This window comes from Pseudomonas sp. HN2-3 (assembly GCF_020691745.1).
In the GTDB taxonomy this organism is placed as follows: Bacteria; Pseudomonadota; Gammaproteobacteria; order Pseudomonadales; family Pseudomonadaceae; genus Aquipseudomonas; species Aquipseudomonas capeferrum.
This window is the reverse complement of record NZ_CP085704.1, coordinates 4,541,828-4,565,395: the sequence shown is the minus strand read 5'-3', so window position 1 is coordinate 4,565,395 and position 23,568 is coordinate 4,541,828. Positions and strand designations below refer to the sequence as shown.

Here is a 23,568-nt window from a genome sequence, read left to right as displayed (position 1 = left end):
CTAGTGGTTCGCTGCGATCGGGATACAAGATAATGCGGTATTGGGGTCTTTGCAAGGCGAGCGCCTGTGGATAAGTTGTGCGTACTTTGTGGGTATGGCCTGTAGGCCTTGTGCCAAGTGGTTTGCAGTATTTTTCTTTCGCTCGCTGCCCCAAGGCAGAATTTTGAGGGCGCGAACCCTACCACAAAAAACGGTTCAGTCCAGTGGCTTGTGCGGCACCGCTGGCCGGTTGGCAGTACCCGGGGCGGCACGTAGTATCGGCCACAGAACAACAACAATTGCAAAGGCACAGGCCATGGACCAACCCGCACCGCGCATCCTCATCGTTGAAGACGACCAGCGCCTGGCCGAGCTCACGGCCGAATACCTCCAGGCCAACGGCTTCGATGTGGCCGTCGAGGGCGATGGTGGCCGCGCCGTGCGGCGAATCGTCGACAGCCAGCCCGACCTGGTGGTGCTCGACCTCATGCTGCCCGGTGAAGACGGCCTGAGCATCTGCCGCCGGGTACGCAGCCAGTACGCGGGCGCGATCCTCATGCTCACCGCCCGCAGCGACGAGCTCGACCAGGTGCAGGGGCTGGACCTGGGCGCCGACGACTATGTCTGCAAACCTGTGCGCCCGCGCTTGCTGCTGGCCCGTATCCAGGCCCTGCTGCGGCGCAGCGAGGCGCCGGAAAGCAAGCGCCAGGCCCTGGCCTTTGGTGCGCTGCGCATCGACAACCGCCTGCGCGAAGCCCGGCTGGGCGAGCAGCTGATAGACCTGACCGGCGCCGAATTCGACCTGCTCTGGTTGCTGGCCAGCAACGCCGGCCGGGTGCTGTCGCGCGAGCAACTGTTCACCGCCCTGCGCGGTGTCGGCTACGACGGCCAGGACCGCTCCATCGATGTGCGCATCTCCAAGATCCGCCCCAAGATCGGTGACGACCCGATCCACCCACGCCTGATCAAGACCCTGCGCAGCAAGGGCTACCTGTTCGTCGGCGAGGCGCCATGAACAACTCGATCTTTCTGCGCATCTATGGCGGCATGCTCGCCGTGCTGGTGCTGGTGGCGCTGCTCGGCGTGCTCAGCCTGCACCTGGTCAACGAAGTGCGCGCCGCCCAGCACCGCGAGGGCCTGGCCCAGGGTACCTTCAGCCTGATGGCTGACAACCTGGCCGGGCAGAACGAAACCGAACGCAAGCGTTCGCTGCTGATGTGGGAGCGCCTGCTCGGGGTGCCGCTGGCGCTGCAGCCGATGTCGGCGCGTACCCTCGATGGCGGCCAGCGTGCCCGCCTGTACCGTGGCCTGGTGGTGGTCGAGAAGACCGGCCCGCACGCCGCCCAGGTGCTGCGCAAGGTCGGCCGCGAGGAGGTGCTGCTGGTGGCCCAGGTGAAGCAGGTCAGCGAGCAACTGGCGCGGGCCACCCTTTATCTGTTGGCCGACGAACTGGTGCGTTACCCGGTTACCGAGCAGCAGCAACGCCTGGCGCAACTCAAGCAGAGCAAGGGCTTTGGTTTTGACATTGCCTTGCAGCGCCTGGAGCGGGTTGGCCTGGATGACGACCAGCGGCGCCGGGTCGAGGAGGGCGACACGGTCATGGCCCTGGGCAAGGATGGCGATTCGATCCGGGTATTCGCCGGGCTGTCGGGCTCGCCCTGGGTGCTGGAAATCGGCCCGTTGCATCAGTTGAACCCCTATCCGCCGCAGCTGCTGATCTTGATCGCCTTCCTTGGGCTGTGCCTGATCGGGCTGGTGGTGTACCTGCTGGTGCGTCAGCTGGAGCGGCGTGTGTCGGGGTTGGAGGTCGCCGCCACGCGTATTGCCCAGGGCAGCCTCGACACGCGGGTACCGGCTGGCGATGCCGATTCGGTCGGGCGCCTGGCTGCGGCATTCAACGGCATGGCCGAACATTTGCAGCGCTCGCTGACCATGCAGCGCGAGCTGGTGCGGGCGGTGTCCCACGAGCTGCGCACGCCGGTGGCGCGGCTGCGTTTTGGCCTGGAGATGATAGAGACCGCGAGCACTGAGCAGGCCCGTGCCAAACACTTGGCTGGCATGGATGGCGACATCCAGGACCTGGACAAACTGGTCGACGAAATGCTGACTTACGCACGGCTTGAGCAAGGCGCACCGGCCCTGAAGTTCCAGCGGGTCGACCTGGATGCGTTGCTGGACCGGGTGATCGAGGAGCTGGCGCCGCTGCGCGCTGAAATCAAGGTGGTGCGCGGCGCATGCCAAGGGGGTGAGAGCGAAGGCGCCTGGGTCGAAGCCGAGCCGCGCTACCTGCACCGGGCCCTGCAGAACCTGGTGAGCAACGCCATGCGCCATGCCGAGGCCGAGGTGCGCCTGAGCTACCAGTTGGGTCAGCAACGCTGCCGGGTCGACGTGGAAGACGACGGCCCGGGTATCCCGGAAGGGTTCTGGGACCGCATCTTCACGCCCTTCACCCGGCTCGACGACAGCCGCACCCGTGCGTCGGGCGGGCATGGCCTGGGCCTGTCGATCGTTCGGCGTATCATCTACTGGCACGCAGGCCGGGCCACGGTAGGGCGCAGCGAAACCCTCGGCGGTGCCTGCTTCAGCCTGAGCTGGCCGCGGGCACAGGCGCCGCTGTAGGGCTCAGACGCTGATCAGGCTGAGCAGGTGGCCGTCCTGAAGGCAGAACTGGCCTTGCAGCTCGGTGCCCTGCTGCCACTCGGCCGATAGGTCGGTGAGCAGGCGCAGGCGGGCCAGGCCCTCGGCCGACCATTCCAGCACCTCGGCGTGCTCGAAATAGAAACGCTGGCGGGTCAGCGGGTAGAGGGTCTTGAACAGGCTTTCCTTGAGCGAGAAGGTCAGGGTCACTGCCAGGCCGAGCTGGCGGCGGTCCAGGCGCTCTATTTCGGCGGGCGTGAGGATTTCGGCCAGCAGGCGCTCGGCGCGTTCGTCGTCCAGCAGCGCTTCCTGGTCCAGGCCCAGGCCGCGGCAACTGCCCTGGCCGGCGACCACGGCGGCGGCCCAGCCTTGGCCGTGGGTGATCGAGCCGTGAATGCCGGCGGGCCAGATGGGCGAGCGGTCTTCATGGCTGGCTGGCACGTAGTTGCGGCCGTCCAGGCGTTGCAGCGCGGCACGGGCGCAGACACGGCCGGCCAGGTACTCGGCCTGGCGCTTGGCCACCGAGCGTTGCAGGCTGGCGCTGGGGACGATGCCGGCACGCTGGAAGTCGTCGGCAGCCAGGCGGGCGGGGTCGAAGGCGCAACTGACCAGCACCGCACCTGGCAGCGGGCGGGGCAGGGGCCAGTGGTGCTGAAGCGGGGCGCAGCAGGTGGGGAGTGTGTTCATGGGGGGTATTGTGCCAGCCGTAGCGGCTGTAGGGGAGGTGGGCGCGTCGGGGGCGCTTGCGCCCCCAGCGATCATTACTGGAACGCCTTCTTGAAGAACGCCTGCATATCCTTCCACGAGCTTTCATCAGCCGCTTTGTTGTAACCAATGTCTGGCCCGCCATGCTCGCCATGGCTCAAGCGGTCGGCATCCGGGTTGGTAAACCCATGCTTGGCCTCAGGAATACTGACGAACTGGTAATTGACCTTGGCCGCGTCCATTTCCGCCTTGAACGCTGCAACCTGCTCCTCGGTCACCATGCTGTCTGCCGCGCCGTGCTCGACCAGTATGTCGGCCCTGACCACGCCGGGCTTGGCCGGGGTCTGTGTGGCCAATGCCCCATGGAAACTCACCACGCCGTCCAGCTTCTCACCCCGGCGCGCCGCATCGAGCACCACCTTGCCGCCAAAGCAGTAACCCACGGCGCCAAATTGGTGCTTGTTCACGTTGGGCTGCTTTTTCAGCAACTCAAGGCCTGCGTCGAAGCGCGCGGCCGCCGCTGCCGGGTCTTTCATTGCCTCGGCCATGAATGCCTGGGCATCCTGCGGATGCTCGGTGTGCTTGCCATCGCCGTACATGTCGATGGCCAGCGCTTTATAGCCCAGGGCCGCCAGGTCGCGGGCGCGGCGCTTGGCATAGTCGTTCAGGCCCCACCATTCATGCACCACGACGATGCCCGGGCGCTTGTCGTCCAGCGCATCGTCATAGGCGTAGTAGCCGACAAAGCGCTTGCCTTCGTCGTCCTGGTAGGGGATATCGCGGGTCACCACTTGCGCCTGGGCAAGGGCGGCGCTGCACATCAGGGTCAAGGCCAGCAGGGCACGCATGTTCACTACTCCTTGTTCATCGCAAACGGTTCGTTCAGCCGCGGTTCAGCCAGGGTTCAGTCACGGTTCAGGGTGCCCTCCTTACTCTAGCTTCCAGACCGAAACAGCGCATCCAACTGGAGTACGAAGCCATGAAATCCTTCAACACCCTGCTCGCTGCCATGGCCGTTTGCGCCGCTGGCATCACCACCGTCCAGGCCGCCGATGACAATTTCGCCAGCCTGACCTACGGCCAGACCAGCGACAAAGTCCGCAAGTCCGGCCTGCTGCAGCGCAACACCGACAACCTGAACGCCGACGGCATCATCGGCAAGGACGACACCTGGGGTGTGCGTCTGGGCAAAATCAATGACCAGGGTCGCTACTACATGACCTACGACAACGTCTCGGGCGACCACAGCGGCCTCAAGCTGCGCCAGGAAAACCTGCTGGGCAGCTATGACCTGTTCCTGCCGGTGGGCGACACCACCAAGCTGTTCGGCGGTGGCAGCCTGGGCATGACCAAGCTGACCCAGGATTCGCCAGGTGCCAGCCGTGATACCGACTACGGCTACGCGGTCGGCCTGCAGGCCGGTGTGATCCAGGAGATTACCGACAAGGCGTCGGTGGAACTGGGCTACCGTTACCTGCGCACCAATGCCGCGACCGAAGTCGGCCAAAGCGGTGGGCCCAAGGACGGCACCCTGCGCCTGACCAGCAGTGCACAGACGTATCTGTCGGCCAACTACAAGTTCTGAGGTAGTTGTTATCCTGTACTGCCCTGTGCGCGGGTAAACCCGCGTACAGGGCAGTACAGGCCATAAAAAAGGAGCTGCACATGAAACTGCTGGTGGTCGAGGACGAAGCCCTGCTTCGCCATCACCTCTACACGCGCCTGGGCGAAAGCGGCCATGTGGTCGAGGCGGTGGCCGATGCCGAAGAAGCGCTGTACCAGGCCGAGCAGTACCACTTTGACCTGGCCGTGATCGACCTGGGGCTGCCGGGCATGAGCGGCCTCGAACTCATTGGTCGCCTGCGCAGCCAGGACAAGACCTTCCCCATTCTCATCCTCACCGCCCGTGGCAACTGGCAGGACAAGGTCGAAGGCCTGGCCGCCGGTGCCGACGACTACCTGGTCAAGCCCTTTCAGTTCGAAGAGCTCGAAGCGCGCCTCAACGCCCTGCTGCGCCGCTCCAGCGGTTTCACCCAGTCGACCATCGCCGCCGGGCCACTGGTACTCGACCTCAACCGCAAGCAGGCGACGCTGGACGATCAGCCCCTGGCCCTGACCGCCTACGAATACCGCATCCTCGAATACCTCATGCGCCATCACCAGCAGGTGGTGGCCAAGGACCGCCTGATGGAGCAGCTGTACCCGGGCGATGAGGAGCGTGACCCCAATGTCATCGAAGTGCTGGTCGGGCGCCTGCGTCGCAAGCTCGAGGGCGAACGAGGCTTCAAGCCCATCGATACGGTACGTGGCCTGGGTTACCTGTTCACCGAGCGCTGCCGATGATCCGTTCCCTGCGGGTGCGCCTGATGCTGGCGGCCGCAGTGCTGGCGCTGCTGTTCATGCTGGCGCTGCTGCCTGCCTTGCAGAAGGCCTTCAGCCTTGCCCTGCAGGAATCCATCGAGCAACGCCTGGCCTCGGACGTGACCACGTTGATCTCCGCAGCACGCATCGAACACGGCCAGTTGCAGATGCCGACACTGTTGCCGGACGAGCGCTACAACCTGCCGTACACCGGCCTGCTTGGCTATATCTTCGACCGTGAAGGCCACCTGGTGTGGCAGTCGCGGGCCACCGCAGACCAGAACGTCAACTACCGGCCGCGCTACGACGGGCGTGGCAACGAGTTCGCCCGCATCCACCAAGGCGATGGCGAAGAGTTCTTCGTCTATGACGTCGAAATAAAACTGCTCGGCGGCCAGAGTGCGGCCTACAGCATCGTTGCGCTGCAACCGGTGCGCGAGTACCAGCACACCCTCGATGGCCTGCGTGAAAAGCTCTACCTGGGCTTTGGCGCAGCGCTGCTGGCGCTGCTGGTACTGCTGTGGGCCGGCCTGACCTGGGGCCTGCGTTCGCTGCGGCGGCTGAGCCGGGAGCTGGACGAGGTCGAGGCTGGCGCGCGGGACGGGTTGAGCCGCGAGCACCCGCGTGAACTGCTGCGCCTGACCGGTTCGTTGAACCGCCTGCTGCACAGCGAGCGTGAACAACGCCAGCGCTACCGAGATTCCCTGGATGACCTGGCGCATAGCCTCAAGACACCGCTGGCGGTGTTGCAGGGGGTGGGCGAGAGCCTGCGCCAGCGCAGTGGTGAGCGCGAGCAGGCGCGGGTGCTGCAAAGCCAGATCGAGCGCATGAGCCAGCAGATCGACTATCAACTGCAGCGCGCCAGTTTGCGCAAGAGCGGCCTGGTGCGCCACAGCGTGCACCTCAAGCCGTTGCTCGACAGCTTGTGCAGCACGCTGGACAAGGTCTATCGGGACAAGCGCGTCAGCGTGCTGCTGGAAATACCCGAGGCCGCGCAGGTGCCGATGGAGCAGGGCGCCTTATTGGAACTGCTCGGCAACCTGCTGGAGAACGCCTACCGGTTGAGCTTGGGCCAGGTGCGGGTGAGCCTGGAACAAGCGCCAGGCCAACTGACCCTGTGCATCGAGGACGATGGGCCCGGGGTGCCGGCCGATCAGCGCGAGCGCATTCTTGAGCGCGGCGAGCGGCTGGACAGCCAACACCCGGGGCAGGGCATCGGCCTGGCGGTGGTCAAGGATATCGTCGACAGCTATGACGCCAGCTTGAGCCTGGGGGATTCGCCACTGGGCGGCGCGGCGTTCCGGGTCACCTTCAGGCTGGATTGATGTGCGGCCAGGGGCAGCCCTTTTGCGGGGGAACCCATAGCGGGCGGATTCCCGCCATCATCCCCTGTACAAATTCCGCCACCGGGCGGATATCCGCCAGCCTTCCTCAGCATTTTCGCCCTGTCGTTGGGCAGTGACCCCTAGCAAACAGTGCCTTTGCACCCTTCATGGGCATTTTGGCATTGCCCTTGCTATTGATCCTGGCAGAGGCCTGCAAAGGCAACTCGAACACAACGACAAATCCCTCCAAGTGCAGGAGGGTTAGCGATTCAGGTGCCCTCACCCTGGGAAGGGTGAAAACCGGCACACTTGAGGAAATTAGCCATGACGACACGTCAGCCGCTGTACAAATCCCTGTATATCCAGGTGTTGGTCGCCATCACCATCGGCATCCTGCTCGGCCACTTCTATCCTGAAACCGGTGTCGCCCTCAAACCGCTGGGTGACGGGTTCGTCAAACTGATCAAGATGGTCATCGCCCCCATCATCTTCTGCACCGTGGTCAGTGGCATCGCTGGCATGCAGAGCATGAAGTCGGTAGGCAAGACCGGCGGCTACGCGCTCCTGTACTTTGAAATCGTCTCCACCATCGCCCTGATCATCGGCCTCGTCGTCGTCAACGTGGTCAAGCCGGGCGCTGGCATGCACATCGACGTCACCACCCTGAACGCCAGCAGCGTGGCCGCTTACGCCGCCGCCGGCGCGCAGCAGACCACCGTTGGCTTCCTGCTCAATATCATCCCCAACACCGTGGTCGGTGCCTTCGCCAACGGCGACATCCTGCAAGTGCTGATGTTCTCGGTGATCTTCGGCTTCGCCCTGCATCGCCTGGGCAGCTACGGCAAGCCGGTGCTGGACCTGATCGACCGCTTCGCCCATGTCATGTTCAACATCATCAACATGATCATGAAGCTGGCCCCGATCGGTGCCTTCGGTGCCATGGCCTTCACCATCGGCCAGTACGGCGTGGGTTCGCTGGTGCAGCTGGGCTACCTGATGGCCTGCTTCTACGTGACCTGCCTGCTGTTCGTCCTGGTGGTGCTCGGTGGTATCTGCCGCGCCCACGGCTTCAGCGTCATCAAGCTGATCCGCTACATCCGTGAAGAGCTGATGATCGTGCTGGGCACGTCCTCCTCCGAGTCCGCCTTGCCCCGCATGCTGGCCAAGATGGAGCGCCTGGGTGCCAAGAAATCCGTGGTTGGCCTGGTTATCCCGACCGGTTACTCGTTCAACCTCGACGGTACTTCGATCTACCTGACCATGGCCGCTGTGTTCATCGCCCAGGCGACTGACACCACCATGGACATCACCCACCAGATCACCCTGCTGCTGGTGCTGCTGGTGGCCTCCAAAGGCGCTGCTGGCGTAACCGGTTCGGGCTTCATCGTACTGGCCGCTACGTTGTCTGCTGTTGGCCACCTGCCGGTTGCCGGCCTGGCGCTGATCCTCGGCATCGACCGCTTCATGTCCGAAGCCCGCGCCCTGACCAACCTGGTTGGCAACGCTGTCGCTACCGTGGTCGTGGCCAAGTGGGTCAACGAAATGGACAACGACAAGCTGGCCTCGGAACTGGCTTCCGGTGGCGCCCCGCTGGAAGATACCCGCCCGACCGACGACCTCGGCGTGGCCGAAGGCCCGGCTCGCTGATCGCGCAACTGAAATGAAAAAGGCGACCTTCGGGTCGCCTTTTTCGTGGTGGGTCGATCAACAGTCCTGGACCACTTCCAGCACCCGGATCAGCGTGGGCTGCGGATAATGCCAGCGCACCTGCACATCCCAGAACTTCACCCCGTACACCCGCTCCGCAGGTGGCACCTGATACGCCGGCCGCGGGTCTTGCCCCAGGCACTGCTCGATCAGTTCCACCAGCGGCTCACCCAGGCGCAGTGCATGCGCGCGGGCCTGGGGCAGGGCATTGTCGTGCCACTGCACGGCGATTGCGTCAGGCGCTTCGCTGGCCATCAGGTTGCTGGCGCCGGCAACACTGTCGGCGTACGGTACGTAGGGCTTGATATCCAGCACTGGGGTGCCATCGAGCAAGTCGATCCCGGACAGCAGCAGGCGCCCAGGCTCAACGCCCTCCAGGCGTACCACCGACTGGCCGATACCGTTGGGCCTGTGGGTGGCGCGGGTGGCGAACACCCCCATGCTCTTGTTGCCGCCGAGGCGGGGTGGCCGCACTTTCAGGCGTGGTTTGTCTTCCAGGGCCTGGTGAAACAGAAACAGCAGCCACACATGGCTGACCTGTTCCAGCCCCGCCACTGCATCACCCTGGTCGAACGGCGGCAGCAACTCCAGCACACCACGCGCCGCCGGTGCCAACTGCGGCTGGCGCGGGATGGCGAACTTTTCCTTGAAGCACGAGCGGACGATGCCGACCGGTGAAACCGTATGCTGCATGGCCACTCAGCCGCGCACGCGCAGGGTCAGGCCCTTGAGGAAGTTGCGCAGCAACTGGTCGCCGCACGGGCGGTAGTTGTCATGGCCGACTTTGCGGAACAAGGCGCTGAGTTCGGGTTTGGAGACCGGGAACTTGACCGAATTGAGGATGACATGCAGGTCTTCTTCCTTGAGTTCGAACGCTACCCGCAGTTTTTTCAGGATGGTGTTGTTGGTCACCGGCAGCTCCACCGGCTGGGCCGGGCGGCTGTCGTCCTTGCCGCGACGGTGAATCACCAGGCCATCCAGAAAGTGCGCCATGACCGGGTCAGGGCAGCGCACGAAGCCGGGCTCTTCTTCTTTCTTGACGTAGCTGGCCAAGGCCTCGGCGCTGACCTCCAGGCCAGACAGCTTGATGATGCCCACCATCTTGGCATCATTGAACTTGAGCATGTAGCGCAGGCTGCGCAGTACATCGTTGTGGTTCATTTGACTCGAATCCTGTTCTGAGCCGTGCCATCTGGCGCGGCGGTATTGCTTAGAAACGTTCGCTGGCGGCCATGTAACGCCACTGTGCCAGTGGCAGCTTGCCCATGGACACACCGCCCAGCCGAATGCGGCGCATGCTGATGATCTGCAGGCGCAGGCTGGCGCACAGCTCGGAGATCTGCCCCGGTTGCGGGTTTTTCAAGGCCAGGCGCAGGTGGGTTTCGTTCTGCCAGCTGGCTTTGGCCTTGGGCAGTTCACGGTCGTTGCGCATGATGCCGCGGGCCAGGCGCTCCAGCGCCTGTGGCGTGGCTTCGCCGCTTACTTCGATGATGTATTCCTGCTCCAGGCGCCGCAGGTCTGCGTCGATCTTGCGGGCAACCCGCCAATCCTGGGTGAACACCTGCAGGCCGCTGGCGCCGCGCTCCAGCGGGGCAATGCAGGACAACTTGGTGAAATGCCCATGCAATGGCCGTACGCCTTCACGGTGCGCCTCGCTGAGGCTGTCCATGGTCATGCTGATACGCGCCGACTCGGTGTCCAGGCCAGCAGGCTGGTTGAGCAGCAGGGTGACGGGCTCAAGGCTGTCGGCACGCGCGCCAGGTAGCAGCGCGACCTGCTGGCCGTCGACCTTGAACTGCGGCTGCTCGACCACCACGCCATCGACCGTGACCCAGCCGCCTTCGATATACAGCTCGGCTTCGCGGCGGGAGCAGCCGAACTGCTCGATAAGGCGTTTGGACAGGCGGACGGGCTCAGACATGACGGTGATTCGCAAAGGCAGGGAAAGGCCGCCATTGTACCTGCCTGAGCGGTCGAGGGGCTGGGAATCTGTGTCATTTACGCCGTTTAGGCGAGACAACACGGCAGGCGGCTCAGGCCCCTGTGCGGATCAGCCGCAGGTGCAGCAAGGGGTAGGGCTGCCCCAGCCCATCGGTTTGCGAGCGGCCGACCACCTCGAAGCCTTCGTGCAGATAGAACCCCAGCGCCTGCGGGTTCTGCTCGTTGACATCCAGGCGTTCGGCATTGAGTTCGTCGATGGCGTAGCGCAGCAGCCGCTTGCCAATGCCCATGCCACGGCAGGCGGGCGCGACGAACAGCATGTCGACCTGCCTGTTGGACACGCCGGCAAAGCCCTGTATGCGTTGCTGGCTGTCCTTGCTGCAGATCAGCATCACTGCGTCCAGGTAATGGCGCAGTACATGCTCGCGAAGCAGGACGATATAGGCATCAGGCAGGAAGTCATGGGTCGCGCGCACCGAGTCCTCCCAGACCTGGGTCAGCTCGGGGTAGTCGCTAAGATGAGGGGTTTGTAGCGTCGATACCTGGCGCATCCGTGTATTCCTCAAGGGGATTGAGGAAAACATAGATGTAAAAACCAGAGGGGGCCTGGCGGATGTTGGGGCTGCAACGCAGCCCCGGGAATTTCAGACCTATACGCTGATCAGACAGGCTCAGCCCACATGTCGTATTCGTCGGCATCCACCACCCGGCAACGCACTTTGTCGCCTGGCTTGAAGCCGTGGTCGCCATCGATGAACACGCTGCCGTCGATTTCCGGCGCGTCGAAGAAGCTACGGCCCACCGAACCTTGCTCTTCGACTTCGTCGATCAGCACTTCGATCTCCTTGCCGATGCGCAGTTGCAGGCGGGCGCTGCTGATGGCCTGCTGATGGGCCATGAAGCGGTCCCAACGGTCCTGCTTGACCTCATCCGGTACTTCATCAAGGCCCAGGTCATTGGCCGGGGCACCTTCGACAGGCGAGTACTGGAAGCAGCCGACGCGGTCGAGCTGGGCTTCGGTCAGCCAGTCGAGCAGGTACTGGAAGTCTTCTTCGGTTTCGCCGGGGAAGCCGACGATGAAGGTCGAGCGGATCACCAGCTCAGGGCACTGTTCGCGCCAGTTCTTGATGCGCGCCAGGGTACGGTCTTCGAAGGCCGGGCGCTTCATCGCCTTGAGCACCTTGGGGCTGGCGTGCTGGAACGGGATGTCCAGGTACGGCAGGATCTTGCCGGCGGCCATCAGCGGGATCACGTCGTCGACGTTCGGGTACGGGTATACATAGTGCAGGCGCACCCAGGCGCCCAGGCTGCTCAGCGCTTCGCACAGCTCGAGCATACGGGTCTTGACCGGGCGGCCGTTCCAGAAGTCGGTCTTGTACTTGACGTCGACCCCGTAGGCGCTGGTGTCCTGGGAAATCACCAGGATCTCCTTGACGCCGGCCTTGACCAGGCGCTCGGCCTCGCTCAGCACTTCGCCAACCGGGCGGCTGACCAGCTTGCCGCGCATCGACGGGATGATGCAGAAGCTGCAGCTGTGGTTGCAGCCTTCGGAAATCTTCAGGTAGGCATAGTGGCGCGGGGTCAGCTTGACGCCCTGCGGCGGCACCAGGTCGATCAGCGGGTTGTGGTCCTGGCGCGGCGGCACTACCTGATGCACGGCGTTGACCACTTGCTCGTACTGCTGGGGGCCGGTCACCGACAACACGCTTGGGTGCACATCGCGGATGCTGCCTTCCTCGACACCCATGCAGCCGGTGACGATGACTTTGCCGTTTTCCTTGATGGCTTCACCGATCACTTCAAGCGACTCGGCCTTGGCGCTGTCGATGAAGCCGCAGGTGTTGACCACCACCACGTCGGCGTCCTCGTAGGTAGGCACGACTTCATAACCTTCCATGCGCAGCTGAGTCAGAATGCGCTCGGAATCGACCAGGGCTTTTGGGCAACCCAGGCTTACGAAACCTACCTTGGGGGTGGCGGTAGTGGTGGACATGACTAACCTCGGTATTGAATGCAGGTCGCCCGGCCGGAAACGGGGGCGATCTTGACGGGCGCTTATTGGCGCCTCTGATCAAAAAGTGCGCAATTCTAGCGAGCGCAAGGTCACTTGACTAGCAGAAATGCGACGAACGCTGCGCTATGCTTCGCGCCGTTGCGTCCGGGCATCTGCCATGCCCTGGCGTGGGGGTGAATTCTATCGGCCGAGAGGGCCGTCTGCGGGAGTGGTCGATGGTTCAGGCAAGCAGTCATGCCGAAGGCGGGCACGCGGGGAAGCAGGGCGCGACACGGTCGCTGGGCCTGCTCGTGGCGGCAGTCGGGGTGGTCTATGGCGATATCGGCACCAGCCCGTTGTATACGCTCAAAGAAGTCTTTACCGGTGGCTATGGCGTGCCGGTCAACCATGATGGCGTGCTGGGGATCCTGTCGCTGATCCTCTGGTCGCTGCTGTGGGTGGTCTCGTTCAAATACGTGATGTTCATCCTGCGCGCCGACAACCAGGGCGAGGGCGGCACCATGGCGCTAACCGCGCTGGCGCGGCGGGCGACTGCGGCCCACCCGCGGCTGCGTAGCTTGATGGTCATCTGCGGGTTGATCGGCGCTTCGCTGTTCTATGGCGACAGCATGATCACCCCGGCCGTGTCGGTGCTGTCGGCTGTCGAGGGCATGGGCCTGGCCTTCGACGGCATCGATCACTGGGTGGTACCTATTTCGCTGGTGGTGCTGGTGGCGCTGTTTCTGGTGCAGAAGCATGGCACCGAGAAGATCGGCAAGCTGTTTGGCCCGATCATGGTGGCCTGGTTCGTGGTGCTCGGGGCATTGGGGGTGCATGGCATCTCGCAGAGCCCGGAAGTGCTCAGGGCGTTCAACCCAGGCTGGGCGGTGAACTTCTTCATCGTCCACCCCGGCATGGGCGTGGCCATTCTCGGCGCCGTGGTGCTGGCGCTGACCGGTGCCGAGGCGCTGTACGCCGACATGGGCCACTTCGGCCGTAAACCCATCGCTCGCGCGTGGTTTGCCTTGGTGTTGCCGGCGCTGGTGCTCAACTATTTCGGCCAGGGCGCAATACTGCTGCAGAACCCGGAGGCGGCGCGCAACCCCTTCTACCTGCTGGCACCGTCCTGGGCGCTGTTGCCGCTGGTGGGGCTGGCGACCATGGCCACGGTGATCGCTTCGCAAGCCGTGATTTCCGGGGCGTTCTCCCTGACCCGCCAGGCCATCCAGCTGGGCTACATTCCGCGCATGCACATCCAGCACACGTCCAGCGATGAGCAGGGGCAGATCTACATCGGTGCGGTGAACTGGACGCTGATGGTTGGTGTGGTGTTGCTGGTCATCGGTTTCGAATCTTCCGGTGCCCTGGCGGCGGCCTACGGTGTGGCGGTCACCGGCACCATGTTGATGACCACGATTCTGGTGTCGGTGGTGATGTTGCTGCTATGGAAGTGGCCGCCGGTGCTGGCAGTGCCGATTCTGCTGGGCTTTCTCTTCGTCGACGGGCTGTTCTTCGCCGCCAACGTGCCCAAGATCGTGCAGGGCGGGGCGTTCCCGGTACTGGCAGGTGGTGTGCTGTATCTGCTGATGAGTACCTGGAAGCGCGGCAAGCAGATCCTCGTCGAGCGCATCGATGAAGGGGCGCTGCCGCTGCCGGTGTTCATCAGCAGCATCCGCATACAGCCGCCGCACCGGGTTGAAGGTACTGCTGTGTTCCTGACTGCACGGCCGGACGCCGTGCCCCATGCGCTGCTGCACAACATGTTGCACAACCAGGTGCTGCACAGCCAGGTGGTGCTGCTGACGGTGGTCAGCGAGGACCGGCCACGGGTGCCGGAGCAGGAGCGTTTCGAGGTGGAAGCCTATGGCGACGGGTTCTTCCGTGTGCTGTTGCATTTTGGCTTCATGGACGAGCCGGACGTGCCGGCGGCCCTGAAGTTGTGCCATCTGGAGGATCTGGACTTCAGCCCGATGCGCACCACCTACTTCCTCAGCCGCGAAACGGTGATTGCTTCGCGGCTGGAGGGTATGTCGCGCTGGCGTGGCAACCTGTTTGCGTTCTTGCTCAAGAACGCCAACGGTAACCTGCGGTTCTTCAATCTGCCGTTGAACCGGGTGATCGAGTTGGGCACCCAGGTCGAGATCTGAATGGGTGCCTGATCTGCGTAGTGGGTTGGGCGTGGCTCAATTCTGCTCGGCCACGCTCGACTTGCCCTGGCGCGTCTCGATCTCACCGATCAGGCGCTTGGCCAGGGCCGGGTAGTTCTCGTCGAAGTGGTGCCCGCCCGGCAGCTTCAGGCGCTCGCCCACCGCCGTCTTCTCGGTGCAACCGCTCTCGTCGGTCTCTTCCACGCCATACACACACACCACTTTGGACGCCGGCAGCCGGGCCATTTCCGGCCCGGTTGGCGCCTCCTGGCCTTCCTTGCCCAGCCAGCCTTCCACCTCGATCTCGAAGCTGCCGCTACGGGCGAAGGCCAGTAGCATCACCGCGTCGATACGCTGCTGGTCCTCGGCCGGCAAGCGGTTGTAGATCGCTGGCAGCACGTCGGCGCCAAACGAGTAGCCGGTCAATACAAAGCGCTTGGTGCCCCATTTCTGGCGATAGTGCTGCATCAGTTCCGACAGGTCTGCGGCGCTCTGCTCGGGGGTCTTGTGTTGCCAGTAATAACGCAGCGTGTCGATGCCGACCACCGGGTAGCCCAGCTTGGCCATTTCTCCGGCCACGTCGCGGTCCAGGTCGCGCCAGCCGCCATCCCCGGAGAGGAACAGGGTGACGGTGTCGGTGGTTTGCCCTGCCGGCACCTCGACTACTGGAATGGCCAGGGCGTTGCCGTCGTGGCCGACCAGGGCTTGGGTCAGCTGTGACTTGAGCACCTGCGGCAAATGGATGTCGTAATCGCTGATGCTGGTTTCGGCGTTGGCCTGGTCGCGTACGAAGGCTGCGCTGGCGTCATCCGGGTTGTCGTTCCAGGCGACGTTCCAGTGGCCATGGGCCGCCGCTTTGGGTAGCGCGGCCTGGCAGCCGGGTTGCTCCAGGCTGAAGTCCACGGAAATGGCCCGCGCCTTGTCGTCGGTCTGTGCCGCCAGCCAGCGCCAGGCCTGCGCCGCGCCTGGGCCGATACCGGCTACCAGGGTCGGTTTTTCGGACAGCTGGGTCGCCGCCAGGTCCAGCGCTTGTTGCTGCTGGGTGCAGTCGTTGGGTGGCAGGATAACCTGCACCAGTTGCGCTTCCCCAGCCTGGCTCAGGTCCAGCAACTGCTTGTCGGTCAGAGCCTGGTCCTGAGGGACGCCGATGGCGACCCGGGCCTTGGCGTGCACGCCCGGGGTCACGCGGGTGATGCTGAGGTTGTTGAGTGACAGCTGTTCGAGGTGCGCCTCAGGCGCAGGGCGCGTCCATAGCCAGAAGGCCACGGCACCGCCCAGGGCGGCCAGCAGCAGGGGAATCGCCAGGTACAGCCAATAGCGTCGGATCATCAGCGTTTCACCAATCCAGTCAGGCCGCCAGCGATGAGGGCGGCAGTGTCGGCCAGTGCCACCAGCGGGTCGAGCCCCGCAGGCACGGCCATGTAACGGGGTTCCCAGTCCGGTTGGAATTTGTCCTTGAAGCGTCGAAGCCCCTGGAAGTTGTAGAGCTGTTCGCCACGGCGGAACACCATTGAACCCAGGCGCTGGGTCAAGGGCGCGCCGCGCCGTGGCTGCAGCCCGGACAGCGGGACCATGCCCAGGCTGAAGCGGGCATAGTCGTGGCTTTTGTAGTGCAGGATGAGCCCTATCATCATGAACTCCATGGTCAGCTTCGGAGCTTCAGGGTGGGCCCGCATCAGGTCGAGGCTGGCCAGCTCGCGACCGTGGGTTTCCAACAGGTTGGCAAAGGCCACCGGCCGGCCTTGGAAGCGAATCAGGGCGATGCGAAAGTGCTGCAGGTACTCGGGGCTGAAGCGCCCGAGCGAGAAGCCTTTCTCGCGCACGTTCTTGCCACCCAGCCAGGCATCGGAGATTTCCTTGAGCGCTATCAGTGGCGCGTGACCGGGTTCGTGGATTTCCAGGCTGAGGCCGTCACGGCCACCGCGGTTCCAGGTGTAGCGCAGGTCTTTCATCTCCTTGCCCTTGGCTTCGAGGTCGAAGCGGCGCAGGTCGACCCGGGCCTCCTCGCCAAGTTTGAGCGCGGTCAGGCCAATGTCCATGTAGAACGGCAGGTTCTCCGCGCGGACCTGATAAAACACCGGCCTGGCGTGGTGCAGGTCGCACAGGTCGCGGAACTGCCAGATCATCTCAGCGCGCTCCTGGGCCGGGCCGATCGGGTCATACAAGGCCACCAGGCTGCGACCGCGACGGGCGTACATAAGGAAGGCGTTGTCGCGCGGGTGGAACAGCAAAGCCTTGTCGCCGGTCAGGGCCAGGCCGCCATCGGGCTGGTCGGATGCCAGCAGGATGCGGTTGGCGCGTTGCAGTTCTGCGTCGTCAGGCAGGTGGATGACCGGCGGTGCGGTGCGCAGCAGCCAGGTCAGGGCGACAGCCACCAGCAGCACGGCGCTGCCCATGGCGGCGCGCAGGCCCCGCGGTGCATCGGCGTCCAGGGTGAACTGCCACCACAGCTGGTGGCTGTAGGGCACATCCTGGTAGGCGAACAGCAGCAGCCATACCGAGGCCCCGACCACGCACGCGCTGGCCACCAGAAACACCGGAGAGAAGGGCAGTTCCAGCAGGCGGCTGGGGCGGTAGAACGAACGGCGGAACAGGGCCAGCAGCGCGGCGGTGAACGTCAACAGGCAGGCTTCTTCCCAGTCGAAGCCCTTGAGCAATGACAACAATGCGCCGACCAGCAGCAAGGTGGTGGTCAGCAGCCAGGCTGCGGACAGGCGCCGGCGCAAGCCTTGGGCCAGCAGCAGGCACAGCACGCCGATCAGGCTGGCGCCGAAGTGCGAAGCATCGATCAGGCGGTGGGGGACCAGAAAGCCCATGTGTTCCAGGCGCGTGTCGATCTCGGGCGTGGCCCCCGAGAACAGCAGCACCACCCCGGACAGAAACACCAGAATTGACAGCACCGGCGCCGCCAGGCCGGAGGCCACCTTGATGGCCTGTTGCGCGAACAGCAGACGCCGGGCTTCGTTGGCCAGCAGCAGCACACACGCCAGCAGCAGCGGCAACACCACATAGATCAGGCGATAGAGCAGCAGGGCCGCAGCCAGTGGGGCGGCGCCCAACTGGTCGGCAAAGGCTGCCAGCAAGATCGCCTCGAACACCCCGACGCCCCCTGGCACATGGCTGAGCACGCCTGCGGCCAGGGCCAGCAGGTACACCAGGATGAAAGCGCCAAATGGCGGGGCTTCTGGCAGCAGGAGATACAGTACGGTGGCGGCGGCGGCCACATCCAGGGCGGTGATCAGCAATTGCAGCGAGGCGAGGCGAGCGCTCGGCAGGCGCAGGGTGCGACGGCCCAGCTGTACCAGTAGGTTGTCGGCCAAGGGCTGTTCGGCCAGGCGCTTGCGGTAAAGCCCGAGCACCAGCACGGCAGCCAGCACCAGCACGGCTGCGGCGATGCCGGCCAGCAGCCCCGGCGAAAGGCCCAGTGCGGACGAGGCTGCTGGCAGGTCGCTCAAGGTCGCCAGAGCAGCCAGCGGTGGCAGCGCACACCCCAGGGACAGGCTGGCAAACACGGTCATCCGCGCGACTTCGCCAGCCCCCAGGCCTTGGCGGGCATACAGGCGGTAGCGCACCGAACCACCAGACAGCATCGACAGGCCGATGGCGTTACCAATGGCGAAGGCGCTGAAGCCGCCCAGTATCAAACTGCCTGCTGGCAGTTTTACCCCGGCATAGCGGCTGGCCGACCACTCGTACCCAAGCAGAATCACAAACCCGACAGCCGTGGCCAGCAAGGCCCCCAGCAGCGACTGCGTCGGCACGCTGAGCATGGCATCGTGCAAGGCGTAGATGTCCAGCTCGCTCAGCAGGTGGCGGCAGGCAACCAGCGCCATGGCGAACAGTATCAGCGTCACCGCCAGGCCGATGGGTTGACGATAGCGGCTCATTCGCTCGATCAGGGGCAGGCGCTGCGCGGCCGTGGGTAGCACCGAAGCAAGGGGCACCGGAGGTTCGGGGTTATGGGAGGTCATGAATCAATACCCCGAGCAGGCAGCGCGAGGTGAGGGCGAGGTGCGGCCAAGTGAAAGTCCCTTAGGAAAACGTATCCAATGTTACTCCGGGCACAGGCGCTTTCAGCTGCCTGGCAGGGTTAAAGATAGTTCATCCAAAGGGCGACATCTCAAGCCTGGGGGGTAGGCTGATGGCAAGGCATTTCCAGGCGACGAAATGCAGGGGGCGTAAAACAACAAACCCCGCGCTGCTGTTACACAGGCGGGGTTTGTTCTGACGAATATGGTTGCGGGAGCCGGATTTGAACCGACGACCTTCGGGTTATGAGCCCGACGAGCTACCAGACTGCTCCATCCCGCGTCAGAGGTGCGCATTCTACAGCTTGTTGAAGCTGTGTAAAGCGTTAATTGTTGATTTATCGATCTTTTTTCTTCGGCATCATTTTCGATGCAAAGAAAAAGGCCACTGCGTTAACAGTGGCCTTTTCTTAAAGCTGGTTGCGGGAGCCGGATTTGAACCGACGACCTTCGGGTTATGAGCCCGACGAGCTACCAGACTGCTCCATCCCGCGTCTGTGGGGCGCATTCTACAGTTTATCTAATCAGTGTCAAGCGCTACTAATTGATTTCTCGCCAGTTTTTGCCAATGGCTTTTCTACGGGCAAAGAAAAAGGCCACTGCGTTAACAGTGGCCTTTTCTCGAATCTGGTTGCGGGAGCCGGATTTGAACCGACGACCTTCGGGTTATGAGCCCGACGAGCTACCAGGCTGCTCCATCCCGCGCCTGTGAGATCGAATTCTACGGATTTACGCAACTATGTCAAGCGTTTTTCCAAAAAAACCTTTTTCGTTCAAACCCTTAGCACTCGCTCAAAGCGCGCGGCTCAGGCGCGGCGGGGGTTTCAGGCCGATTGTCGAGGCAAGCGGCGTGCAATTTGTTGCAGCGTAGGAGGCATGCGATATTATCTGTATGAATCTACAGTACTGACGGTCATCCATGTCCTTGCGCAAGATCATCCATGTCGACTGCGATTGTTTCTACGCCGCAATCGAAATGCGTGATGACCCGCGCCTGGCCGGTCGGCCCATGGCCGTAGGCGGGTCGGCCGACCACCGCGGGGTGATCGCCACCTGTAATTATGAAGCGCGGGCCTATGGTGTGCGCTCGGCCATGTCATCGCGCCATGCGCTCAAGCTTTGCCCTGACTTGTTGATCGTCAAGCCACGCTTTGAAGCCTATCGCGAGGCATCCCGTGAGATTCACGCCATTTTCCGTGACTACACCGAGCTGATCGAGCCACTGTCGCTGGATGAAGCCTACCTGGATGTGAGCGATAGCCAGTGGCATGCCGGCAGCGCCACGCGTATCGCCGAAGATATCCGCCGGCGCGTTGCCCGTACCTTGCATATCACCGTGTCGGCGGGTGTTGCACCCAACAAGTTCCTGGCCAAGATCGCCAGTGACTGGCGCAAGCCCAACGGGCTGTTCGTCATAACCCCGGGTGAAGTCGAAGCCTTTGTCGCGGCCTTGCCGGTGGCCAGGTTGCACGGCGTTGGCAAGGTCACGGCGGACAAACTGGCGCGGCTGGGTATCGATACCTGCCTGGACCTGCGTGACTGGTCGCGCTTGGCGCTGGTGCGCGAGTTCGGCAGCTTTGGTGAGCGGTTGTGGGGGCTGGCGCGGGGTATTGATGACCGCGCCGTGCACAACGACAGCCGCAGGCAGTCGGTCAGTGTGGAAAACACCTACGACACCGACCTGCCAGACCTGGCCAGTTGCCTGGAGCGTCTTCCTGCGTTGCTCGACAGCCTTAATGAACGCATTGCCCGCATGGACAGCAGTTACCGGCCAGACAAGCCTTTCGTCAAGGTCAAGTTCCATGACTTCAGCCAGACAACGATGGAACAGGCAGGGGCTGGCAGGGACCTGGAAAGTTATCGGCAGTTACTGCGGCAGGCGTTTGCCCGGGGTGGCAAGCCGGTGCGCTTGCTGGGGGTAGGGGTGAGGTTGAAGGACTTGCGCGGGGCGCATGAACAGTTGGAATTGTTCCCGCCTAAATGAAAGGGGCCGCAAAGCGGCCCCTGAATCACTTCACTGCACGCCAGGGTCGGCGACCAATCGCCCGGTTGCCTTGGTCAGCGACTGCAGAAATTCCTGCTGCAGTTCCGGATCGTTGCGCGTCAGCTCGATCAGGCTCTGCTCCATTTCGCTGGCTTCCTCTTCCAGGCCCAGTTCGGACAGGCGTTTGACCCGGTGTACCCACTGGCCGACATCATCGTCTTCCAGGTCGTCGAAGATCAGTTCGTGGGCTTCGAGCAGCTTGTTGCGCAGGGTGGCGCTGACCAGCAGGCTGGCGTCACCGCGCACCGCGTTGTCCTCATCCACCACCTGCAAGTGCAGGGTACCAATGTGGTTGAGGTTCTGCTCGGAGAACGGGCTGTCGAGCAGGTTCAGGCGCAGTACGCCGTTTCTGTCGGTGGTCAGCTCGTGGGTCATCTTGCCGGCCTTGACCTCGACCAGGCGCTCGCTCCAGGGCAGGCTGGTGGATTCTTCGCGCTGGTCCTTCTGCACTTCGCTGATCCCGGCAAGGTTCTGCTGGGCGCGACCGTTGGACTGCACGTTCATGAACGGGTTGAGCCCCGCCACGCCATAGCTGAGCCAGTCGTGGGTCACGCTTTCGGGCAGGTTGCCCAAGGCGAACACATTGACCACGTTGGCGCCCACGCCGGCCACCACAGCCACCGCGCCCAGCGGGATCTCGTAGACCTCCCGCCAGGGCTGGTAGGGCGTGTAGCGGTCGTAGCGACGGGTGACTTCGAATTCGGTGACTTCGAAGCGCTTCTGCTCATGCACGCGCACACGTCGTTGCGGCAGCTCCATCACCTTCGGCTCGCCGACATCGATCTGCAGACTGTGTTCGAGCAACTTGCGCTCGACGCGCTCCTCATGCTCGCTGCGCTGGGACATCTGGTTGGCGCAGCCGCTGATGAGCAGGGCGCCGCTAAGTGCGGCGCCCCCCAGGGTAAAGGTACTTCGCTTGGACATGATCACTCGTGCATTGATTATCAGCGGCGAACGCGGGCCTGCAGGAACGACAGCACTTCATTGAGTGGCAGCGCTTGAGCATCCTGTTCGGTGCGGTGCTTGTATTCCAGGTTGCCTTCGGCCAGCCCGCGGTCGCTGACGACGATGCGGTGCGGGATGCCGATCAGCTCCATGTCGGCAAACTTGATGCCTGGGCTGGTCTTCTTGTCGCGGTCGTCCAGCAACACTTCAAAACCGGCGGCGGTCAGCTCGGCATACAGCTTGTCGGTAGCCTCGCGAACCACGTCGGTTTCGTAGCGCAGCGGCACCAGGGCGATCTGGAATGGCGCCAGGGCATCGTTCCAGATGATGCCTTTGTCGTCGTAGCTCTGCTCGATCGCGGCGGCGACCACGCGGGAAACGCCGATGCCGTAGCAACCCATCGACAGCACCACCGGCTTGCCGTTCTCGCCCAGTACCTGGCACTTGAGCGCCTCGCTGTACTTGGTGCCGAGCTGGAAGATGTGCCCGACTTCGATGCCGCGCTTGATCACCAGGGTGCCCTGGCCGTCCGGGCTCGGGTCGCCTTCGACGACATTGCGCAGGTCGGCGACTTGCGGTACCGGCAGGTCGCGTTCCCAGTTGACGCCGAAGTAGTGCTTGTCGTCGATGTTGGCGCCAATGCCGAAGTCGCTCATCAGGGCAACCGAACGGTCGATGATGCATTCCAGCGGCAGGTTCAGCGGGCCGAGCGAACCTGCGCCGGCGCCAATGGCGTCGTGCAGTTCGGCTTCGGTGGCCATGACCAGCGGGTCGGCGACCTGTTCCAGTTTGGTGGCCTTGATTTCGTTGAGCTCGTGGTCACCACGGACGATCAGGGCGATCAGCTTGCCTTCTTCGGCGCCGCGCACGATCAAGGTCTTGACGGTTTTCTCGATCGGCAGGCCGAACTGCTCGACCAGTTGCGCGATGGTCTTGGCGTCCGGGGTGTCGACCAGGCGCAGCTCCTCGGCAGGGGCAGGGCGCACGGTTTCACGCGGGATGGCCTCGGCCTTCTCGATGTTGGCGGCGTAGTCGGAGCTGTCGCTGAAGATCACATCGTCTTCGCCGGACTCGGCTAACACGTGGAATTCGTGCGAATAGCTGCCACCGATGGAGCCGGTATCGGCCTGCACCGGGCGGAAGTCCAGGCCCAGGCGGGTAAAGATGTTGGTGTACGCCTGGTGCATGCGGTCGTAGGTTTCCTGAAGGGAAGCCTGGTCGGCATGGAAGGAGTAGGCGTCCTTCATGATGAACTCGCGGCCGCGCATCAGGCCGAAGCGCGGGCGGATCTCGTCACGGAATTTGGTCTGGATCTGGTACATGTTGAGCGGCAGCTGTTTATAGCTGGACAGCTCGTTACGGGCCAGGTCGGTGATGACTTCTTCGTGGGTCGGGCCAACGCAGAAATCACGGTTGTGGCGGTCTTTGAGGCGCAGCAGCTCGGGGCCATACTGCTCCCAGCGGCCGGATTCCTGCCACAGTTCGGCGGGCTGGATGCTTGGCATCAGCACTTCCAGGGCGCCGGCGGCGTTCATTTCTTCGCGGACCACGGCTTCGACCTTGCGCATTACTCGCAAGCCCATCGGCAGCCAGGTGTACAGGCCCGAGGCCAGTTTGCGGATCATGCCGGCGCGCAGCATGAGCTGGTGGCTGATGACCACTGCGTCGGCAGGGGTTTCTTTCTGGGTGGCGAGCAAATATTGACTGGTGCGCATGGTGGGCCGTGTCGATTGCCTAAGACGTTGAAATGACCCCG

The 23,568-nt window shown here is 63.6% G+C and carries 19 protein-coding genes and 3 tRNA genes; 8 read left to right on the top strand and 14 right to left on the bottom strand.

Going from position 1 to position 23,568, the window contains the following annotated elements:
- The first annotated feature begins 295 nt into the window (after positions 1 to 295).
- Together LJX93_RS20710 and LJX93_RS20705 are read left to right on the top strand one after the other, a co-directional pair.
- Positions 296 to 994, top strand: coding sequence for a response regulator transcription factor (locus tag LJX93_RS20710; RefSeq protein ID WP_033699884.1), 699 nt, complete (start codon positions 296 to 298; stop codon positions 992 to 994).
- Positions 991 to 2,598 (top strand): ATP-binding protein, encoded by a 1,608-nt coding sequence (locus tag LJX93_RS20705; RefSeq protein ID WP_033699883.1) that lies wholly within the window; start codon positions 991 to 993, stop codon positions 2,596 to 2,598. Before LJX93_RS20710 ends, LJX93_RS20705 begins: the two co-directional genes overlap by 4 nt.
- A 3-nt stretch (positions 2,599 to 2,601) precedes the next feature.
- Here the strand turns inward: LJX93_RS20705 and LJX93_RS20700 are convergent, their stop codons facing one another.
- The gene (locus LJX93_RS20700) at positions 2,602 to 3,303 is read right to left on the bottom strand and encodes a 4'-phosphopantetheinyl transferase family protein (protein WP_033699882.1); all 702 of its coding nucleotides are present in this window, start codon (positions 3,301 to 3,303) and stop codon (positions 2,602 to 2,604) included.
- A gap of 74 nt (positions 3,304 to 3,377) precedes the next feature.
- A complete protein-coding gene (locus tag LJX93_RS20695) occupies positions 3,378 to 4,169 on the bottom strand; it encodes a dienelactone hydrolase family protein (RefSeq protein WP_227696383.1) in 792 nt (263 codons plus the stop codon).
- A gap of 131 nt (positions 4,170 to 4,300) precedes the next feature.
- Here LJX93_RS20695 and LJX93_RS20690 point away from each other — a divergent pair, with 131 nt between their 5' ends.
- The 4 genes from LJX93_RS20690 (at position 4,301) to LJX93_RS20675 (ending at position 8,654) form a co-directional block, all read left to right on the top strand.
- Positions 4,301 to 4,906: an outer membrane protein gene (locus tag LJX93_RS20690; protein ID WP_033699880.1), complete on the top strand. Its 606-nt coding sequence runs from the start codon at positions 4,301 to 4,303 to the stop codon at positions 4,904 to 4,906.
- Between the two features lie 80 nt (positions 4,907 to 4,986).
- On the top strand, positions 4,987 to 5,664 hold the full coding sequence (locus LJX93_RS20685; protein WP_033699878.1) for a response regulator: 678 nt from the start codon (positions 4,987 to 4,989) through the stop codon (positions 5,662 to 5,664).
- A complete protein-coding gene (locus LJX93_RS20680; protein WP_033699876.1) occupies positions 5,661 to 7,007 on the top strand; it encodes an ATP-binding protein in 1,347 nt (448 codons plus the stop codon). Before LJX93_RS20685 ends, LJX93_RS20680 begins: the two co-directional genes overlap by 4 nt.
- A gap of 324 nt (positions 7,008 to 7,331) precedes the next feature.
- A complete protein-coding gene (locus LJX93_RS20675; RefSeq protein ID WP_033699874.1) occupies positions 7,332 to 8,654 on the top strand; it encodes a dicarboxylate/amino acid:cation symporter in 1,323 nt (440 codons plus the stop codon).
- A 57-nt stretch (positions 8,655 to 8,711) separates the two neighbouring features.
- On the opposite strand, the gene tsaA is transcribed toward LJX93_RS20675, so the two are convergent.
- The 5 genes from tsaA to rimO all read right to left on the bottom strand — a co-directional run bounded on the left by tsaA (position 8,712) and on the right by rimO (position 12,648).
- Positions 8,712 to 9,407, bottom strand: a complete 696-nt coding sequence (tsaA, locus tag LJX93_RS20670) for a tRNA (N6-threonylcarbamoyladenosine(37)-N6)-methyltransferase TrmO (RefSeq protein WP_047583258.1) — start codon at positions 9,405 to 9,407, stop codon at positions 8,712 to 8,714.
- Positions 9,408 to 9,413: 6 nt separating this feature from the next.
- On the bottom strand, positions 9,414 to 9,875 hold the full coding sequence (locus tag LJX93_RS20665) for a DUF1456 family protein (protein WP_033699871.1): 462 nt from the start codon (positions 9,873 to 9,875) through the stop codon (positions 9,414 to 9,416).
- Positions 9,876 to 9,924: 49 nt separating this feature from the next.
- On the bottom strand, positions 9,925 to 10,635 hold the full coding sequence (locus LJX93_RS20660; RefSeq protein WP_033699870.1) for an rRNA pseudouridine synthase: 711 nt from the start codon (positions 10,633 to 10,635) through the stop codon (positions 9,925 to 9,927).
- 112 nt (positions 10,636 to 10,747) lie between these two features.
- A complete protein-coding gene (locus LJX93_RS20655; RefSeq protein ID WP_033699869.1) occupies positions 10,748 to 11,206 on the bottom strand; it encodes a GNAT family N-acetyltransferase in 459 nt (152 codons plus the stop codon).
- A gap of 110 nt (positions 11,207 to 11,316) precedes the next feature.
- Positions 11,317 to 12,648, bottom strand: a complete 1,332-nt coding sequence (gene rimO / locus LJX93_RS20650; RefSeq protein ID WP_156311211.1) for a 30S ribosomal protein S12 methylthiotransferase RimO — start codon at positions 12,646 to 12,648, stop codon at positions 11,317 to 11,319.
- A gap of 236 nt (positions 12,649 to 12,884) precedes the next feature.
- Between rimO and LJX93_RS20645 the strand changes: the two genes are divergently transcribed.
- Positions 12,885 to 14,795: a potassium transporter Kup gene (locus LJX93_RS20645; RefSeq protein ID WP_033699865.1), complete on the top strand. Its 1,911-nt coding sequence runs from the start codon at positions 12,885 to 12,887 to the stop codon at positions 14,793 to 14,795.
- 36 nt (positions 14,796 to 14,831) lie between these two features.
- On the opposite strand, the gene LJX93_RS20640 is transcribed toward LJX93_RS20645, so the two are convergent.
- From LJX93_RS20640 to LJX93_RS20620, 5 genes are all read right to left on the bottom strand, one after another.
- Positions 14,832 to 16,124, bottom strand: coding sequence for a virulence factor family protein (locus tag LJX93_RS20640; protein WP_033699864.1), 1,293 nt, complete (start codon positions 16,122 to 16,124; stop codon positions 14,832 to 14,834).
- Positions 16,124 to 18,766 carry a bifunctional lysylphosphatidylglycerol flippase/synthetase MprF gene (mprF, locus tag LJX93_RS20635; protein ID WP_227696382.1) on the bottom strand — a complete coding sequence of 881 codons (2,643 nt, stop codon included), beginning with the start codon at positions 18,764 to 18,766 and terminating at the stop codon, positions 16,124 to 16,126. The genes LJX93_RS20640 and mprF overlap by 1 nt, the downstream gene beginning before the upstream one ends.
- 263 nt (positions 18,767 to 19,029) lie before the next feature.
- A tRNA-Met gene (locus LJX93_RS20630) sits at positions 19,030 to 19,106 on the bottom strand.
- A 134-nt stretch (positions 19,107 to 19,240) separates the two neighbouring features.
- Positions 19,241 to 19,317 (bottom strand) — tRNA-Met (locus LJX93_RS20625).
- Between the two features lie 134 nt (positions 19,318 to 19,451).
- Positions 19,452 to 19,528 (bottom strand) — tRNA-Met (locus LJX93_RS20620).
- Between the two features lie 220 nt (positions 19,529 to 19,748).
- Here LJX93_RS20620 and dinB point away from each other — a divergent pair.
- On the top strand, positions 19,749 to 20,807 hold the full coding sequence (gene dinB / locus LJX93_RS20615) for a DNA polymerase IV (protein ID WP_162181149.1): 1,059 nt from the start codon (positions 19,749 to 19,751) through the stop codon (positions 20,805 to 20,807).
- A gap of 30 nt (positions 20,808 to 20,837) precedes the next feature.
- Here the strand turns inward: dinB and LJX93_RS20610 are convergent, their stop codons facing one another.
- A complete protein-coding gene (locus tag LJX93_RS20610; protein WP_033699859.1) occupies positions 20,838 to 21,791 on the bottom strand; it encodes a lipoprotein in 954 nt (317 codons plus the stop codon).
- Positions 21,792 to 21,811: 20 nt separating this feature from the next.
- Entirely contained in the window at positions 21,812 to 23,527 is a 1,716-nt protein-coding gene (locus tag LJX93_RS20605) for a proline--tRNA ligase (protein ID WP_033699858.1), read from the bottom strand.
- Positions 23,528 to 23,568: the final 41 nt, after the last annotated feature.

Excerpts from the sequence above, each read along its gene's own strand:
- LJX93_RS20710 (WP_033699884.1), top strand. The coding sequence starts at position 296 with ATGGACCAACCCGCACCGCGCATCCTCATCGTTGAAGACGACCAGCGC.
- LJX93_RS20705 (WP_033699883.1), top strand. The coding sequence starts at position 991 with ATGAACAACTCGATCTTTCTGCGCATCTATGGCGGCATGCTCGCCGTG.
- LJX93_RS20700 (WP_033699882.1), bottom strand. The coding sequence starts at position 3,303 with ATGAACACACTCCCCACCTGCTGCGCCCCGCTTCAGCACCACTGGCCC.
- LJX93_RS20695 (WP_227696383.1), bottom strand. The coding sequence starts at position 4,169 with ATGCGTGCCCTGCTGGCCTTGACCCTGATGTGCAGCGCCGCCCTTGCC.
- LJX93_RS20690 (WP_033699880.1), top strand. The coding sequence starts at position 4,301 with ATGAAATCCTTCAACACCCTGCTCGCTGCCATGGCCGTTTGCGCCGCT.
- LJX93_RS20685 (WP_033699878.1), top strand. The coding sequence starts at position 4,987 with ATGAAACTGCTGGTGGTCGAGGACGAAGCCCTGCTTCGCCATCACCTC.
- LJX93_RS20680 (WP_033699876.1), top strand. The coding sequence starts at position 5,661 with ATGATCCGTTCCCTGCGGGTGCGCCTGATGCTGGCGGCCGCAGTGCTG.
- LJX93_RS20675 (WP_033699874.1), top strand. The coding sequence starts at position 7,332 with ATGACGACACGTCAGCCGCTGTACAAATCCCTGTATATCCAGGTGTTG.
- tsaA (WP_047583258.1), bottom strand. The coding sequence starts at position 9,407 with ATGCAGCATACGGTTTCACCGGTCGGCATCGTCCGCTCGTGCTTCAAG.
- LJX93_RS20665 (WP_033699871.1), bottom strand. The coding sequence starts at position 9,875 with ATGAACCACAACGATGTACTGCGCAGCCTGCGCTACATGCTCAAGTTC.
- LJX93_RS20660 (WP_033699870.1), bottom strand. The coding sequence starts at position 10,635 with ATGTCTGAGCCCGTCCGCCTGTCCAAACGCCTTATCGAGCAGTTCGGC.
- LJX93_RS20655 (WP_033699869.1), bottom strand. The coding sequence starts at position 11,206 with ATGCGCCAGGTATCGACGCTACAAACCCCTCATCTTAGCGACTACCCC.
- rimO (WP_156311211.1), bottom strand. The coding sequence starts at position 12,648 with ATGTCCACCACTACCGCCACCCCCAAGGTAGGTTTCGTAAGCCTGGGT.
- LJX93_RS20645 (WP_033699865.1), top strand. The coding sequence starts at position 12,885 with ATGGTTCAGGCAAGCAGTCATGCCGAAGGCGGGCACGCGGGGAAGCAG.
- LJX93_RS20640 (WP_033699864.1), bottom strand. The coding sequence starts at position 16,124 with ATGATCCGACGCTATTGGCTGTACCTGGCGATTCCCCTGCTGCTGGCC.
- mprF (WP_227696382.1), bottom strand. The coding sequence starts at position 18,766 with ATGACCTCCCATAACCCCGAACCTCCGGTGCCCCTTGCTTCGGTGCTA.
- LJX93_RS20610 (WP_033699859.1), bottom strand. The coding sequence starts at position 21,791 with ATGTCCAAGCGAAGTACCTTTACCCTGGGGGGCGCCGCACTTAGCGGC.
- LJX93_RS20605 (WP_033699858.1), bottom strand. The coding sequence starts at position 23,527 with ATGCGCACCAGTCAATATTTGCTCGCCACCCAGAAAGAAACCCCTGCC.